A 16,203-nucleotide genomic window follows, 5' to 3' on the forward strand; every position below is an offset into this window, starting at 1 on the left:
TTTTTCATAGGCTCGATAACATACTTTCTAGGTAAGAATGTTTGCGATTCAATTATTGAACGTAATGAAAGATAGCCCTTTTTTTCATGCTTTATTAATGTTTGAGTAACTTGCTTATCATGTTTTCTATATAATGTTCGATTATCGCATGGTATAATACTTACCTTTATATTGCATTAATTCATAATTCAACTAACAGAATAAAGTGAAACATAAACTAGAAAAACAAGACAAAAACAATTTAAATAATACCGCAATAGCACTTTATTTTTAATTAAGAGCATCTATAAATTCAACCTCACAATGGAAAATTTATAGAGAAATGAATATAGAAAAGCAAATTTTTGTTTCATCCTCCTGAAGTTATAACTCCGAAAGCCAAATTATATTATTTTCTAAAATTCACTTAGGTAAGTGAAAATCAATGTTAACAGTAAAAAATCCCTTATAATGTTCGAAACAAACTGTATATTAAAATAGTATATTTGATATATATAATGATTATATATTGAGCCTGGTATAATCTAACAAAAAAGTCCTTTACACTCAGGAAGAGAGAACGTCCCCTTGACAGAATGAAACTCACCAATACCAAGTGTTACAGCAATTGAATCAGGGAATTGCTTATCATGCCCCCACTGCAGAAGACCAACACTACCAGAAGAAAACAGAATTAAAGTACGTTTTTATTTTCCAGGTTATACTAAATTTGGATTTAAATGAGTAACCCCTGTAGCACTTACGCCCCAACTATCATGAAGTACTGCTTTTAACTTTAGTTTGTCATCATACGCTATACCATCAAAACCACACACTAGATCAAGTCTCCAACATACTGAAAAAACTAAGTAAAAATATGACCACATCGGCCAATCATCATTTTCATTAAAAATAAAAACTGTCTTCTGCCCATTCACCCCAATTAACAAATTTTTTCTCTACTTCTTGATCAAATACTGAACTTACAATCTCACTATGACTAGCATCAACGTCATTGACCCGTATAGTATATGCATTACCATACTGAATATTTAACTGCCAGTCCTCTGATAGCGTTTGATAGCCTTGATTATTAATATTTATTTTAACCATTTTAGGATTATTTTGATTGCTTGAAATACTAGAGTGCCTATCGATAGCATAATATTTATCCTCCTCCACTAAAGACATTGATTTAGAGGCTAAAGATAAAGAAGTGTATAATAAGCTACTAGTGATAAAAGCAGTGTAAAATTGGTTATTCATAGATTACATCCCAATTATATAGAATGGATATGCTATAAAATCAGTTTTAAAACGAGCACAAATTATAATTAAAGATTGTATCAGAACATATAAGGTTGATTATTGATGCTGATTTCAACATGTTCAGAAAAATCCTTGTTACTTGAAGTGAAGAGATGTCTATCTACAGCATAGGCTTTCATTCCCTCTTCTACTGAAATTGAACTATAAGCAAATAACACTGGTGTGTATGAGATTATAGTGGCGATAAAACAGTATACTATTTCCACACCAGTATTAATGACAAATGGAGGGCCGTATGCAAGCGTGCAGGTGTAACATACCGCAAACCATACCAAACCCGTCATACCTATGCATGCTGGATGCTTTCAAACGGTGCGAACCCTACATTCATAGCTCGTCAGATGGGAGATTAAAGCGCAAAAAAAACATACATAACATATAGTTACTTGCTGCCTGATTTTACCCAAAGTGAAATTGATAAGCTTAATCAACGTTTTGAATAGTCGTTACAACTGCATATCAATCAAATATTAATATCAATACACTTCAAGGTATACCATTTATTCATGAGTTATAAACCCCAAATCGGCTTTCTAATAAAGCCGATTATAATCAATACGATAAAGAGAAATTATCATTGTTACCCTACACTACAACTCCTTGCCTTGTAAGTTCTGACCTAACTGGCAAGTACTTTGTCTTTCTCAATGAAGCTCCCTCATCAATAGACATAGCCGCACATACACCAGCACCTTGCCCAATGTTCAAACAAATTGCCATTGCCCGGAAGTTTGAGTGAGCAACGTGAGTACCACCAATAGAACGTCCGGCAAGTAGTAAGTTTTCAATTTCGAGTGGAATTAAGGCTCTCATAGGCAAAGTATACTTTTGTGTCTGGGTAAACTCATTCTGTTTACCGTTTTCATCAAGGCCTGCTCCCTCAATATTGTGAATATCGAAATTGAAATAGCACCGCGTAGCAATCCAGTCATCGAAGATCCTAGCCTCGGCGATATCTTCTTCTGTCACTGTGTATTCGCACTCAAAGTGCCTTGTCTCCCTCACTCCAATCATTGATGCAGTTCGATATAAATAGCACTTTTCATATCCAGGAGCATACTCTTGAAGGAAAGGAACGATTCTTTCAATTTGCAATCTTAATTCTGCTTCTGAATTTGATATTTGATCAATGTCAGTCCCATCTACCCCCGTCAAATTGGTCATGTTTACCGTAACAACCCCTTTGGTCGTAGATGGGTAAAGTAATACATGCCCCATGGGATTATCAAAGTAGTCATGAGCCAGATCCTGGATATAGCCTTTAGGCACTTTGACATTATCTTCAAATTCACCAGGGAAAATTGCCCGATCGTAATCAACTCCTGCAACTTGCATCATTAATGTGACAGGTTGCATGGCACTATCACTTTCTCGACCAATATAAAAAGGTGCACCAGCTTTAGCAGCAACATCACCGTCACCAGTAGCATCGATGATGCGTTTGGCCAAAATAGCTTGTCGACCTGACTTACTTTCGATGATAACACCTTCAATATGGTTTTCCGCCATGATGACATCGCTAACTAAGGTGTAGAACATGACATCAACACCGGCTTCCTTAAGCATCTTTATCATGGTCAGACTTAGTTTCTCATGGTCAATAATAAACTTAGCCTTCAATACCTTGTCGCCGAAATAATTGTAATCGTTTTCCGCGGTTTGAGCTCGCTCCAGTAGCTCATTCAGCACTGGTCCTTCAGTATTGCCAGTCCAGTGACTCATCAAACCGGCTGTAGCCATACCGCCTAACACGTTGTTTCTTTCAATCAGGACAACTTTTTTCCCTGCTTTTGCTGCCCCCATCGCGGCACCAAAACCAGCCGGCCCACCGCCACAGATCAATATATCGCACTCTTTATTTACAGGAATTTTCACTTCAGGCTGTGTAACAAATCTCATATTAGGTCCTATCAGCATCATCATAGCTCAATATTAATGTATCTATAATAGTTACACTTTGAATTAGAAATGATCAATCAGTAGAATTATGAATGTTCTGAAAATGTGACCGATGTTTGTAATCGGCATAACAAATAAAAGTACAAAAAAGCCATGTATAAAGGGGTTGAGGACTAGATCACGTCACGAGAGAATATTTAAGCCAAAGTCATGCGAAGGTCACACTTTTGTTAATAACCACATTAACAGGGTTGAAAACAGACGAGCCGAATGGGAGTGTATCTATTATAGATTCATTTAGGTGGTAACGCAGGATGAAAAACCAACAGGTCGAAGTGATCACAATACGCCACACTTCAGGCGTACATGCGTCAATTTGTACCTACGGTGCTCGACTGCATGCATTGGGATATTCAAAAGATAGCAATGTTATTGTTGCCCCTAATGAAACAGAAAAATATTACCAATTATCTGGTTATGTAGGTGCGACAATCGGCCCTCTGGCAAACCTCATTCGAGATGGAAAAATTGAAACCTCATATGAGACACAAATTTTGGATGAAAACTACGGACGGCACCACCTTCACGGTGGCAGGCTTGGGTTAGACAAGCAGCACTGGTCGGTCGCCTTGCTGTCAGAAGAATGTGTTTGCCTAACGTGGGAAGAGCAAAGCCTTGGCCGATTCTCCGTGGAGTTTCAAATATTAGAAAATGGGCTTGCTATCTGTTATCGCGTTGAAGCTTTTAGGGATCTCGTAGTGAACATGACAAATCATGCTTACTTCAATCTAGCTACAGATAGAACAATATACAGGCATGGTTTGCACTTAAACGCAAAGCAAGTAGTTTCCACAGATACCCTCAATATTCCTTTAGATAAAGTGGAAAATATTGAAGGCAGTGAGATCGACTTTAGCCAACCTAAACGATTGGATTTTTTACAGTCAGCAACTTCTTTCCGTAAGTTGTCGAACTGCCGTGGCTTGAACCATTGCTTTTTGTTCGAACAAGGGGCGCAAGAGGTTACCCTTATCTCCCCTGAAAATAGTTCACCTAACCTGACAGTAAAAACGACTAAGCCGGCAGTTCAACTTTATTCAGCGAACAATGAGTTATCAATCAATCAAGAAAGAAATGAAACTCATGGCGCGTTATGTATCGAGCCTATGTATTCAACGGCTGATCAATTCCAAGGAGATCACATGTGCTCCCTAATTAAACGGGGAGAAAAGTATTCTGAACAAGATCATTACTTATTTACTTATTAAAAAGAAAACAAATGAATAAGAGGTATATAGCGTGAAACTGAAATTAGAAGGAAAAAATGTCGTTGTGACTGGAGGAGCACAAGGTATTGGCCAAGCTATTGCGGAAACCTTCCTTGCTGAGGGGGCTACAGTCATTATCACCGACATACAACCTAGACCTGAAGACTTGCCTAGCGAAGTACACTACTTTCAAGTCGACCTCACACAAGAAGAAAGTATTTTGTCACTCGCTGAAAACTGCCTAGCCACAGTTGGAAATGTCGATGTGCTAGTGAACAACGCTGGTATAACCGAACCAGCGGCCTTGGAAGAGCTTACATCTGAGAGTTGGCAGAAAGTAATGAAAGTAAATACGGATGCTGTCTATATGGTATCTAGAGCTTTTTATCCTCAATTAAAAGAATCGCAAGGTAATGTAGTTACCCTTGCGTCCTTTGCCGGAAAGCGAGGAACGCTATTTGGCAACAATGCCTCTTACTCCACGTCGAAGGCAGCAGTTATTGGCTTTACTCGAGCGATGTCTGTTGAAGCAGCGAAATTTGGCGTTCGATTTAATGCAGTGGCCCCAGGGGCAGTTTCCACAGATTTAATAAAAGCATTAACTCCAGAACAACAGCAAAAAGTGACCGACTTAGTCCCTCTTGCTCGGTACGCTGAAGTTAACGAGGTAGCTGATCTAGTGACCTTTATGGCTAGTAAACGCTGCGCCTATATGACTGGAGAGGTAGTCAATCTCAACGGTGGTTTGTATCTCGATTAATACATGAATGGAAGCTCATTAATTATGAAAAAAACATTACTTACTACTGCATTGCTATCAGTTATGTTATCTGGTGCTGCCAATGCCCAAACACTCGTTGTTGCCGGTTCTGAAGCTGTTGGATCTTTGCTTGATAGAATGTCCGTGAAGTTTGCCGATAATGTAAAGGAATATTCAAGCAATGAAATCAAGGTGAACCTAATTCGCGGAAATGCAATGGGAACTGCTCCGCAAGTTATTCAGCAACATATGATGGGCACCGTTGATATTAACTTTACAAGACCTGAGTATTTTAGCGAATACGTTCCTGAATTTGGCATTTTAAGTTGGGGCTTGGCTTTTGAAGATAATGCTCACATGGAACAGTTTTTTTCTAGTGACGCGTTTGCGCAATGGAATGCATCTCTTATCGAAAGCGCAAACGTAAGAATTTTAGCGGCTGGACCTGACCAAGCTAGGGTGCTGTTTTCCACCAAGCCTATTGAAAATGTTGAACAAATTGAGAAGCTAAAAATCAGGGTACCACAAATAACCAGTTATTTGCGTTTCTGGCAAAGTACTCAAGCTCAGCCGACACAAGTTGATTGGTCAGAAGTATTCTTGTCATTAAATAGCGGCTTGGTAGAAGCTGCCGAAGCTGATTATAGCGGAGCCTATTCTCAAAAATTCCATATTGCTGCCCCACATATCACAGAAACTGATCACATTTTCTCGGCGGTTGATATTTCTATTAATGAGATGAAATACCAATCATTAAGCGAGCCTCAACGGGAAATAGTGCAAAGAGCCGCACAAGATGCTGTGAATTGGTTAACGGCAGAAGCCGTGACTGATAGCGAAAAAATGAAGCAAGCAATGATTTCTGAGGGTGCAAAAGTCTATAGAATCGACCGCACCCCGTTAATTAAGCTAGCTGCAGAAGAAGCGGCAACAATGGAAAAAGATGGCTATTGGCCAAAAGGCACATGGGACACGGTGAAATCGGTACTTTGATGGACTATAGCGGCTGGCGTACCTAAGCTAGCCGCTAATTGGTGAAACTATGAATTCGACCATTTTAGATAAGTTTTTACAGCGCGTTGGCATGATAGAGTGCTCTATCGCAGTTTCGCTGCTGGCATTTACTGTGTTAGGGATATTAACTCAAGTTGTTTTAAGAACTGTTTTCAATAGCCCAATAGCATGGATAGAAGAAGCACTGACGTATGCATTTATTTGGCTTGTTTTTATATCTGCTTCCTACGCGTGGAAGAAAAAGTCACATATACGTATAGATGCTATCTTTATTTTATTAAGTAAATATAAAAAAGTAACCCTGATATTAGAAATTTTTATCAGCGTACTTATGATAAGCCTGCTGACAATTATGGCAACTCACCTTCTGGATATCATACCTCTTGAATCTAGAATGAAAACAATTGCATTACCAGTAAGATTACCCAAATCATACTTTTATTCTATTCCCTTATTTATATCAACAATCTCTATGTTGATTACCAGCATGATATATCTAATTCAGGACTGCCAAAAGCTCTTTCAACGAGAAGATAAGGAGTTGCTATCATGTCAATAATTCTCTTGTTTGGTATTCTTCTTGTTCTAGGAGTGTTGGGAATGCCCATCGCATTCGCATTGCCCCTATCTGCCATTATTTTTATATCCATTGAACCTTCACTACCACTGTCGATTGTCGTTCAGCGTATGAGTGTAGGTATAGACAGCTATGTACTGCTCGCTATCCCTTTGTTTATTTTCGCCGGTAATTTACTCAACGTTGGTGGACTGGCAGAGCGGATATTTAAGTTTGCGTTAGCACTCGTTGGCCATATAAAAGGAAGCCTTGCGCATGTTAATGTCATCGCTAGTGTGATTTTTTCAGGTATGTCTGGGGTTGCTCAAGCTGATGCAGCTGGGCTTGGCACCGTTGAAGTAAAGGCGATGACTAAATCAGGCTTTTCACCCGAGTTCAGCGCGGCTATCACCGCAGCCTCGTCAATCATTGGCCCGATCATTCCTCCAAGCGGTATCATGATCATTTACTCCGTATTGTCCGGCACCTCGATACCTGAGCTTTTTGTTGCTGGTATCATTCCTGGACTATCGATGGCGTTAGTATTGATGCTGACCGTCTATTATCTAGCCAAGACAGGTAAGGTTCCGTGCCCAGAATTTGAACGTCAGCCAGTTACTGATATCTGGCAGGCTTTCAAAGAAGGTTTCTTGCCTTTGATGGCACCTGTGCTGCTAATTGCAGGGATCTTAACCGGTGTTGCGACTCCAACAGAGCTAGGCGCATTGACGGTTGCCTACTCAATTATCTTAGGATTAGTCTATAAAGAACTGAATACCACCAAGCTGTTACAAGCTGCAAAAGACACATGCTCTACATGTGGTGCGCTGGTCTTCATTATTGCAGCAGCTGTGCCTTTTAGTGCAATTCTAGCTCTATTGGGCGTACCGCACATGCTAGCAACATACTTAACAGGTATTAGTGATAACCCGCTGGTGATCTTGTTAATCATCAATATAGCGTTACTGATATTGGGATGCCTGCTGGATACAACCGCTATTATGCTGATCACCGTACCAATTTTAATGCCTGTTGTTATGGCGCTCGGTATCGATCCAGTTCACTTTGGTTTGATTGTGATCATTAACCTTTTGATTGGTACAATTACACCGCCATTTGGTGTATTACTATTTGTCATGATGGGTGTGGCTAAAGTCAGTTACAATAAGATGTTTTCGGGAATTAAGCTGTTTTATTTACCTTTATTCCTATTCCTTATCGTATTAACATACTTTCCAGCCTTTTCCCTTTGGCTCCCAGGTTTGATATTTTAATGTTACGGCAGCCTCTTGGTTGCCGTTAGTAGAGAGGTTTTGAATAACAGTGTCTTCCCAACCGAATAAAAGTATTATCGATGGAATTACCTGTCTTCAGGCTTTAGCATCCAGTGACCGCCCAATAGGTTGCCGTGAGTTAAGCCGACTATTGAACCTTCAGCCAATGAAAGTTAATCGAATCTTACAAACGCTGATGTCCATGGGGATAGCAATTCAAGATGATAAAAAGGCTTACTTGCCAGGGCCAGGTATCCATGTCTTGGCGGCACAAGCGATGCATGGCTCATCTTTGCTAAGCCAAACACTTCCTGCCGTTGAGGCAAAACTACCTTGTGAATATATCATTTCAGTAGGCGTGCTATGGCAGGATAAAGTCAACTACCTTGTACATGCAGAGCCAAATAAATCATTCTCTGAAAGCATCACGCATAATCATTTATATGATGCAACCAAATCGACTATAGGTATCCAACTTCTTGCAAGTAAAAGTGATGAAGAGATTATAGATATTATTGGTCAGGATAGGTTTCTATTAATAAAGGATAAAATAGCCTTTTCTCGCAATCATGGTTACAGCAAGCAACATCATGAAGACCCGAAAGAAGTGACTATTGCCATTACACTGGATAACAACAGTAGTGCAGCAATAGCTTTTTCTCGTTTTCAGGATGAAGGGGATGCAATTATAGATAAACTAGCGGAGTTGAAAGCTCTGGCCATTAAGATATCAGGTAAAGTTTAAGTATTTAGTCAATAACACGCTCACTTATATCTTTTGTCTCTGTAAGTGAGCATTTCTAATCCCAACGCTCCCTCACGCTGGACACCTCCCCACTATAAGTCCTGACATTGCCTTTCAGCATCTTAGTTAAAGTCAGCCTGCAAGCACAACATCATCTACAGCCATAAAATTACTTGGCCATCGTACAGAAATTACTGTAATACAGCGTGATCATGTTAAACTCCCCTCCCTTTATAGCCCTATACTAGAATCGAGTGCTTCTATGAAAGCCTTAATTGTACGGGGCGAAGTACATTTATATCTAAAGCTGGGGCATATGAGTGCAAGTGAAGCCCACTGAACATAACGGGCCTTGGGACCAACATTTAGACCAAGGCACTTTGCATATAGAATGTCCCCTATATGCCCCCTTTTAGACTTAGCTTAATGTAAGAGCATGATTTCAGACAAAATTAACGAATATCCAAAGTACTGGGCAGAATGCTACGGTACTGCACCATTCCTACCTACTAGCCGCGCTGAAATGGACGCGCTGGGTTGGGATAGCTGTGACATTATTATCGTTACCGGTGATGCCTACGTTGACCACCCAAGTTTTGGGATGGCCGTCATCGGACGTTTGCTTGAAGCGCAAGGTTTCCGTGTTGGTATCATCGCGCAGCCGGAGTGGAACAACAAGGATGCCTTCATGGCACTCGGTCAACCGAACCTGTTTTTCGGCATCACTGCCGGCAACATGGACTCTATGATCAACCGCTATACTGCTGATCGTAAATTGCGCCATGATGATGCCTACACGCCAAATAACGAAGGGGGCAAGCGCCCTGACCGCGCGGTTTTAGTTTACTCCCAACGCTGTCGTGAAGCCTACAAAGAAACCCCTATCGTACTGGGTGGTATTGAGGCCAGCCTACGACGCCTTGCCCACTACGATTACTGGTCGGATAAAGTGCGCCGTTCGGTACTGCAGGATGCCAAAGGCGATATCCTGCTATTTGGTAACGCAGAGCGTGCCTTGGTGGAAGTTGCCCATCGCCTTGCGAATGGCCAAAATATTTCCGAGCTGACGAACATCGCGGGTACAGCTGTGATGATGCGCGAATGCCCAGAGCATTATAGAGAAATTGACTCTAGTCGCATTGAAAAACCGGGCAAGGCAATGCCAATGCTAAACCCGTATGCAACAGAAGAAACCTGCGTTACCAATAAAGATGAAAAAGCACAAGAGCCTGTTGCACAGCCAGTTCAAATCCAGCCTTCTCGTCATGACCCAGAAACGACAGTTATTCGTTTACCTTCTTTCGAAAAGCTGCGTAACGACCGTATTCTGTATGCCCACGCCAGCCGTGTCATGCACCTTGAGACTAACCCGTACTCAGCCCGCGCCTTGGTCCAGAAGCACGGTGATCGCGAGCTGTGGATAAACCGACCGCCAATCCCTCTTACCACAGAAGAGATGGATTTTGTGTTCGGTTTGCCTTATGCCCGTGTACCACACCCAGCCTATGGCAAAGCTAAAATTCCTGCTTATGACATGATCAAGACCAGTGTCAATATCATGCGAGGTTGTTTTGGTGGCTGTTCTTTCTGTTCCATCACCGAGCATGAAGGCCGTATCATTCAAAACCGTTCACAAGAGTCAATTCTTAGTGAGCTAGAAGAGATCCGTGACAAGGTACCGGGATTCACCGGAACAATTTCTGACTTGGGCGGCCCGACAGCGAACATGTACCGATTGGGGTGCTCTGATCCTCGTGCCGAAAAGAACTGCCGTCGTCCGTCATGTATCTTCCCTGAGATCTGTAAGAAGCTAGATACCGATCATAAACACACCATCGATCTCTACCGCAAAGCGCGAAATGTTGATGGTATCAAGAAGATCATGATCGCCTCCGGCGTACGTTACGATCTCGCGGTTGAATCCCCAGAATACGTCAAAGAGCTGGTAACTCATCACGTGGGTGGTTATCTGAAGATTGCCCCTGAGCACACAGAGAAAGGCACGCTAGATCTGATGATGAAGCCGGGCATGGGTACATATGACCGCTTTAAAGATATGTTCGAAAAGTACAGCAAAGAAGCAGGTAAGAAACAGTACCTGATCCCTTACTTCATCTCGGCCCACCCGGGTTCAACGGATGATGACATGCTGAACTTGGCATTGTGGCTGAAGAAAAACGAATTCGAGTGTGATCAGGTTCAGAACTTCTATCCATCACCGATGTGTAATGCCACAGCGATGTACCACTCTGAAACTAATCCGCTGAAGCGTGTTAAATACAAAAAACGTGAAGACCTGTTTGTTGCCAAAGGAGAGCGTCAACGCCGCTTACACAAAGCAATGTTGCGCTACCACGATCCATTGAACTGGCCACTGATCCGTGAAGCTCTGATCAATATGGGCAAGAAACACTTAATTGGTGATAGAGCTAACTGTTTGGTGCCAGAAGAAGGCAGCGAAGCAGAAATGACACCAGCGCAACGTCGTGGCTCTGGTCGCCACGGTGCCAAACGCTTTGCAACCAAGCACCCCAACCAGCCTGATATCCGTAAGGATGGCAAGCGTGGTGGTCAGCGTAAGAATGGTAGCCAAACAGGCGGTAATGCCAACGGCGGCAAAAATAATGGCTCTACTCCCGCGTCGCGTAACGGTAAAAACACCAAGGGATCAACAAACGGATCCAAGCCACAGACAAGACAAGGCGGTAATGGGAGCGGAAACGGCCCACGCAATGGAAAACCTAGTCAATCCCGTGCTGGTGGTAAACCAAACCGCTCTCGCGCACGTTAATAGCGACAAGCGACACATCCTTACATAAACCAAAAAGCCCGCAAAAGCGGGCTTTTTATTGAAAAAATTCTGTCTAACGCATCAACTCGGATGCCATCAGCCCAACAACGGCAAGTGCCACCAGCACACCTAAGCCAATCAAAATTTTCTGTTGCGATTTTTCATCAAGATACTTAGTCGCTAATGCACCCAGCAACAAGAGTATGATGATTACAGCAAGCTTAAGCATCTCAATACCACAATATAAATTGGCTAATAAATCAACCATATCAGACGAATGAAACATGAACTGTCTAGCCAGTCATGTTTTAGCTATTCTACTCAGGCTGTTTGTAACATACTGTTTAAACAGTAAATGACTACCTGATCTTTACCATTTTCCTTAGCCTGGTACAAAGCTTTATCAGCTCTGGCTATCGACTGCTCCATATTGTCTATGACTTCAGTCACACCGATACTCACTCTAACGGAGCAACTCTGACCTCTAAACTCGATTTGCATTGCAGAGACCTTCTCGCGGATATTTTCTAACCTTTCTTTGGCTTCCACTATATCTCCTGCTGGCAGCAGTATCGCGTACTCCTCACCACCATAACGGGAAACGACAGCATGTCGATCACTTTCCCCTCTTAGGCAATCTGCAACCTCGTTAATCACTTTGTCACCGAATAAGTGACCACGAGTGTCATTTATCACTTTGAAGTCATCAATATCAATCATGGCAACGAAATATGAAGCCCTTGCCTTTACTTGTTTTTCAATCTGAGCCTGCAGGTAGTTTTTGCTTCTCAGCCCAGTCATTGCATCAGTTTGTTGTATACGCAGCGCCAACATGACATGGCCAAGGGCACTTTGGGCGTAGGTACGCAGCATATTAATAAGAAAGAACAAACCTAAACTGGGAGACGTGATATACAGCAAACCGATCAATTGCTTATTTTTAGTCAGAGGGATACGGATACACCTTTTACCCGGCGCAATAAACGCAGAAACCATATCAGGTTGTTTAGCCGAAAGCTTGGCAAACCTACCGAGTTGAGTGGTCAAATGGCCAATAAGCTCTTTCTCAGAGATACAGTGTTTACATTGTGCCGATTCAAAATCACCAGAATAAACATTTCGCATATACAGATGAATTGACTGACAACCAATCACGCCTTCCACCATCTGTTTCAAAGCAATGTTTAGTTCATGGATACTTTCAACTTCACTCAACTGTCTGCCATAAATATGAACTCGATGAATAATATAAATAGAAAGACCAATAATAAGAATAAATACCAGTAGAGATAAGGTCACAGCACTGACACTTAGCGTATGCATAATAATTTCTGACTTGGCTGCTCCTGAGAGTACGACCCAACCATGGAGCGAGTGCGCGTCGTAAACACTGAATTTTTCCTCATCATTATATTCGTAAGACGCAATGACACCTGCGGATTCGCCATCTGCGATTTGTACCAACAAATCGCTCGAAACACTGACCGACGGCGTGCCTATTCGGCTGGGATCAGGGTGCATGAGAATATTGCCAGTTTTACTTTCTACAGCATATACGTAACCATTATCCAGAGTCTTAAGCAGTGACAGGTTCTCATACAAGCTAGCCACATTTATTTCAAGGATGATTCGTACTTCCTGTTGTTGCAGTGGCTCCAGCACAGATACCAATGCGACAGTCCACTTCCCAGTACTACCACTGAGATAAATTGGCGTGATGTAACTCTGACCCGAAACGGCGGGTTGATACCATGGCCTTTTGGCTATATTTTCAGAAACGGCGGCTTTGTAAAAGCCATCAGTGCCATAGTAATTACCATAAGCCAGTAGACCGACTTCCAAATATTTACTCTTTGCACTCACTATGGCCTGCGCCGCTTCCATCACACCCGACATACTATTTTTTTCTTCCCACAACTGTTCAAGAAGATAGAGGTGGCTTTCAGCAGAAACAAAGTGGTGTTCCAAATATTCCCTTACGATGCGTACATTTGACGTTGCTTGGTCTATCGCCGTATTTTGGTTACTTTTATATTCGCTATAGCCGACATACACTAATAAGCTAAGAATGAAAAATACCAATGGAAATATAATGGATATCAATAATCGAGGCTGTACTTTCATGTACTTCAATAACCTTTGAAGTTTATTCTTATTGCTCAGTCAAAAATTTGACCAAGGTTCAGTGCAACATTATCCATATGTGGAGAAAAAGCGCTTTTAGTTATAGGAATCAAAGCGCTATTTAGTGATGTGTTGCACAAAACGTTACATAGCCAATGACTTTATGCACAAAATTTAGAGTCATCTCCAACAAAAAACCCTGCAACTGCAGGGCCTTATTACATTCTGATATTGTACAATGCTGATATGCGGTAAAATTAAATATAAAACATTGGGTAGTCTTTCATCTCAGGAATGATCTGCTGCAGTTGTTCCTCTTCTTCAGCCAACCCTTCAATAGACTCACAAACATTGCCTGCCTGCTCAGCGACTTCGCCAGAACGTTGACGGATTGTTTCCTGTAAGCTTTTTTTCAGTTCTGATAGCTGGGTTTGGAAGTCAGAAAAGCTCAGTTCGCCACTTTTCATGTCGGCCGATAGAGAAGCTATAACGCCAGAAATAGATTCAACACTGATGTGTTTCAGTGCCTCTTCGAATTCTTGTTTCCAGTCTGAATCCATCGACTCGAAAACATCAGCAGGCATCACAAACTCGCCGTCAGGATAGAATTTTTTCTTGGCTTTCTCGCTATATTCATCAACCAGCAACTCAGCACTAGAGAAAGCATCACTGCCGCCAAAATGGGTGGATAGCTCATCAATAATATCTTGGGCAATGCTGGCACCATCATCGGCTAAATCCGCCATTTGAGGCAGGTAGGACTTCACATGCTCACTATATGACTGCAAAGCTTGTGTTTGTGGCTCAGAGAGCGCAACTTGCTTGCCTTCAATAAAGAGCTGGTTATCACCATCAATCATTAATTTGGCTTGCCCGCCCTGATAAACTGAGACTTCATTGCCAACAATGTGAATATCATTGGGTACATTCACCGGACAGCTTTGCGCATAGCTGCCTGCCGATAACGTAAGAAGTGAAAGTGTAATGAGTGTTTTTTTCATAGCTGACTTCGTTTTATCAATATCTTGATACTACTTTATACTCAACTAGCACCTGAATACTAGGGGGCTATTTTATCCCTCGCCTCAATCTTCTGAATCCTAAGTAATTAATACCGCTTGGAGAATGCAACTTAGTATGGCTTAGGGTTATACTACCCTTTGGCCCAACCAATGAAGAGATATCGTGGATAAAGTCGCTATTTTTGTCGATGTGCAAAACATCTATTACACCGTCAAAGACACCTATGCTTGTAACTTTGATTATAATGCCTTTTGGGCTGAAGCAACCCAAGGCAGAGAGGTTGTGGCGGCTTATGCGTATGCGATTCACCGCGGTGATGAGAAACAACGTCAGTTCCAGAATATCCTTCGTGGGATAGGTTTTGACGTTAAACTCAAGCCATTCATTCAACGCAGTGATGGCTCAGCTAAAGGAGATTGGGATGTCGGTATCACACTTGATGTGATGGAACATGCACCAGATGTTGATCGCGTTATTCTGCTATCAGGTGATGGGGACTTTGACCTCTTGGTTGACAAGGTCCAAAGCAAATTCGGTGTTGATGTCGAAATCTACGGTGTGCCGGGGTTGACCGCAGCCTCTCTCATGAATACAGCCCACTTCTTCCGTGAAATAGAAGAAACACTGCTGTTAAAACGTTAAAGATCCACACCCAAAAAGGTAGGAGCCAAGCTCCTACCTGAAAATCTCTTGCTCATTCTCACAACCCATCATCTATCAATTTTCTAAACCATAAAGATTAACGCAGATCAGTGAGTGTTTTGTAATCATCGATACCTCGCAACTCCTTTAGCGCTCCTAGCATCATCTTCAACGGTACAATCACAAAGTACACAGATGCCACCACTACCATGACTGGGTCGGCATACACAGAATAAGCTTCTAGACCGATATGCTTCATCAACAAAGCTAAAATAAAACCAATCATCACAGCACCACTGATCACCGTGTCCATCATCCATTGCTTGGATTCTGCCACTACGAGGTTGGAACCGGATTCTTCACCGTACTTTTTCATCACTAGATAAGTTGCTAAACAACCTGCCACGTTAATCACACCAAAAATCAGTGCCAAACCAGCATCAATATCACGGCCACCATCCAGTATTGCCAAAATAGCTGAGCTGAATGAAATACAACACATCATGGTGATCACCAGTCCTTTAAAGGCAATGACTAGAGGTTCAATTTTATGTGTACTTTCAGCATCTTTTCGTGATGGTGAACGGATATATGCTGCTGCGACTAGGGACAATACAGTTAATGCCAAACTCACCAGTGAATAAGCCCCGTCGAAAATAATAACGAGAGACCCCATCCAAAGCCCGAAGCCGATCCCTAATAGGGCAAACAACAGTGCAGAAAAAGTTGAAAATTGTAAAAGCTTACGCTCCAGTGCCACATTGCATTGCATCATTACCTCAGTGCAAGGCCTACCGCC

Annotated in this window: 14 protein-coding genes; 8 read left to right on the top strand and 6 right to left on the bottom strand. The window is 42.0% G+C overall.

What is annotated here, in order from left to right; genetic code table 11:
- Nucleotides 1-885 precede the first annotated feature (885 nt).
- Complete coding sequence (locus tag ACVA58_RS00835; RefSeq protein WP_446508581.1) at nucleotides 886-1,245, bottom strand: hypothetical protein; 360 nt, start codon at nucleotides 1,243-1,245, stop codon at nucleotides 886-888.
- 648 nt (nucleotides 1,246-1,893) lie between these two features.
- Nucleotides 1,894-3,207 (bottom strand): FAD-dependent oxidoreductase, encoded by a 1,314-nt coding sequence (locus tag ACVA58_RS00840; protein ID WP_446508582.1) that lies wholly within the window; start codon nucleotides 3,205-3,207, stop codon nucleotides 1,894-1,896.
- 314 nt (nucleotides 3,208-3,521) lie between these two features.
- On the opposite strand from ACVA58_RS00840, the gene ACVA58_RS00845 reads away from it, so the two are divergent.
- From ACVA58_RS00845 to ACVA58_RS00875, 7 genes are all read left to right on the top strand, one after another.
- A complete protein-coding gene (locus tag ACVA58_RS00845; RefSeq protein WP_446508583.1) occupies nucleotides 3,522-4,475 on the top strand; it encodes an aldose epimerase family protein in 954 nt (317 codons plus the stop codon).
- 31 nt (nucleotides 4,476-4,506) lie between these two features.
- Nucleotides 4,507-5,235 carry an SDR family NAD(P)-dependent oxidoreductase gene (locus ACVA58_RS00850; RefSeq protein ID WP_446508584.1) on the top strand — a complete coding sequence of 243 codons (729 nt, stop codon included), beginning with the start codon at nucleotides 4,507-4,509 and terminating at the stop codon, nucleotides 5,233-5,235.
- A 24-nt stretch (nucleotides 5,236-5,259) separates the two neighbouring features.
- The gene (locus ACVA58_RS00855) at nucleotides 5,260-6,228 is read left to right on the top strand and encodes a TRAP transporter substrate-binding protein (protein ID WP_446508585.1); all 969 of its coding nucleotides are present in this window, start codon (nucleotides 5,260-5,262) and stop codon (nucleotides 6,226-6,228) included.
- Nucleotides 6,229-6,277: 49 nt separating this feature from the next.
- Entirely contained in the window at nucleotides 6,278-6,808 is a 531-nt protein-coding gene (locus tag ACVA58_RS00860; protein ID WP_446508586.1) for a TRAP transporter small permease, read from the top strand.
- Nucleotides 6,799-8,079: a TRAP transporter large permease gene (locus ACVA58_RS00865; protein WP_446508587.1), complete on the top strand. Its 1,281-nt coding sequence runs from the start codon at nucleotides 6,799-6,801 to the stop codon at nucleotides 8,077-8,079. The genes ACVA58_RS00860 and ACVA58_RS00865 overlap by 10 nt, the downstream gene beginning before the upstream one ends.
- A 49-nt stretch (nucleotides 8,080-8,128) precedes the next feature.
- Entirely contained in the window at nucleotides 8,129-8,824 is a 696-nt protein-coding gene (locus ACVA58_RS00870) for a helix-turn-helix domain-containing protein (RefSeq protein WP_446508588.1), read from the top strand.
- 436 nt (nucleotides 8,825-9,260) lie between these two features.
- Nucleotides 9,261-11,615, top strand: coding sequence for a YgiQ family radical SAM protein (locus ACVA58_RS00875; RefSeq protein WP_446508589.1), 2,355 nt, complete (start codon nucleotides 9,261-9,263; stop codon nucleotides 11,613-11,615).
- Nucleotides 11,616-11,688: 73 nt separating this feature from the next.
- On the opposite strand, the gene ACVA58_RS00880 is transcribed toward ACVA58_RS00875, so the two are convergent.
- From ACVA58_RS00880 to ACVA58_RS00890, 3 genes are all read right to left on the bottom strand, one after another.
- Nucleotides 11,689-11,901 (bottom strand): hypothetical protein, encoded by a 213-nt coding sequence (locus ACVA58_RS00880; protein WP_446508590.1) that lies wholly within the window; start codon nucleotides 11,899-11,901, stop codon nucleotides 11,689-11,691.
- Nucleotides 11,902-11,936: 35 nt separating this feature from the next.
- Nucleotides 11,937-13,739, bottom strand: a complete 1,803-nt coding sequence (locus ACVA58_RS00885) for a diguanylate cyclase (protein WP_446508591.1) — start codon at nucleotides 13,737-13,739, stop codon at nucleotides 11,937-11,939.
- 257 nt (nucleotides 13,740-13,996) lie between these two features.
- Nucleotides 13,997-14,740 carry a DUF2884 family protein gene (locus ACVA58_RS00890; RefSeq protein ID WP_446508592.1) on the bottom strand — a complete coding sequence of 248 codons (744 nt, stop codon included), beginning with the start codon at nucleotides 14,738-14,740 and terminating at the stop codon, nucleotides 13,997-13,999.
- A 184-nt stretch (nucleotides 14,741-14,924) separates the two neighbouring features.
- Between ACVA58_RS00890 and ACVA58_RS00895 the strand changes: the two genes are divergently transcribed.
- On the top strand, nucleotides 14,925-15,404 hold the full coding sequence (locus ACVA58_RS00895; protein WP_446505767.1) for a LabA-like NYN domain-containing protein: 480 nt from the start codon (nucleotides 14,925-14,927) through the stop codon (nucleotides 15,402-15,404).
- A gap of 97 nt (nucleotides 15,405-15,501) precedes the next feature.
- On the opposite strand, the gene ACVA58_RS00900 is transcribed toward ACVA58_RS00895, so the two are convergent.
- Complete coding sequence (locus ACVA58_RS00900; protein ID WP_446508978.1) at nucleotides 15,502-16,176, bottom strand: cation transporter; 675 nt, start codon at nucleotides 16,174-16,176, stop codon at nucleotides 15,502-15,504.
- Nucleotides 16,177-16,203: the final 27 nt, after the last annotated feature.

It is taken from the genome of Photobacterium sp. DNB22_13_2 (genome assembly GCF_052873915.1).

Excerpts from the sequence above, each read along its gene's own strand:
- ACVA58_RS00880 (WP_446508590.1), bottom strand. The coding sequence starts at position 11,901 with ATGTTTCATTCGTCTGATATGGTTGATTTATTAGCCAATTTATATTGT.
- ACVA58_RS00855 (WP_446508585.1), top strand. The coding sequence starts at position 5,260 with ATGAAAAAAACATTACTTACTACTGCATTGCTATCAGTTATGTTATCT.
- ACVA58_RS00875 (WP_446508589.1), top strand. The coding sequence starts at position 9,261 with ATGATTTCAGACAAAATTAACGAATATCCAAAGTACTGGGCAGAATGC.
- ACVA58_RS00900 (WP_446508978.1), bottom strand. The coding sequence starts at position 16,176 with ATGCAATGCAATGTGGCACTGGAGCGTAAGCTTTTACAATTTTCAACT.
- ACVA58_RS00890 (WP_446508592.1), bottom strand. The coding sequence starts at position 14,740 with ATGAAAAAAACACTCATTACACTTTCACTTCTTACGTTATCGGCAGGC.
- ACVA58_RS00865 (WP_446508587.1), top strand. The coding sequence starts at position 6,799 with ATGTCAATAATTCTCTTGTTTGGTATTCTTCTTGTTCTAGGAGTGTTG.
- ACVA58_RS00835 (WP_446508581.1), bottom strand. The coding sequence starts at position 1,245 with ATGAATAACCAATTTTACACTGCTTTTATCACTAGTAGCTTATTATAC.
- ACVA58_RS00885 (WP_446508591.1), bottom strand. The coding sequence starts at position 13,739 with ATGAAAGTACAGCCTCGATTATTGATATCCATTATATTTCCATTGGTA.
- ACVA58_RS00840 (WP_446508582.1), bottom strand. The coding sequence starts at position 3,207 with ATGAGATTTGTTACACAGCCTGAAGTGAAAATTCCTGTAAATAAAGAG.
- ACVA58_RS00860 (WP_446508586.1), top strand. The coding sequence starts at position 6,278 with ATGAATTCGACCATTTTAGATAAGTTTTTACAGCGCGTTGGCATGATA.
- ACVA58_RS00845 (WP_446508583.1), top strand. The coding sequence starts at position 3,522 with ATGAAAAACCAACAGGTCGAAGTGATCACAATACGCCACACTTCAGGC.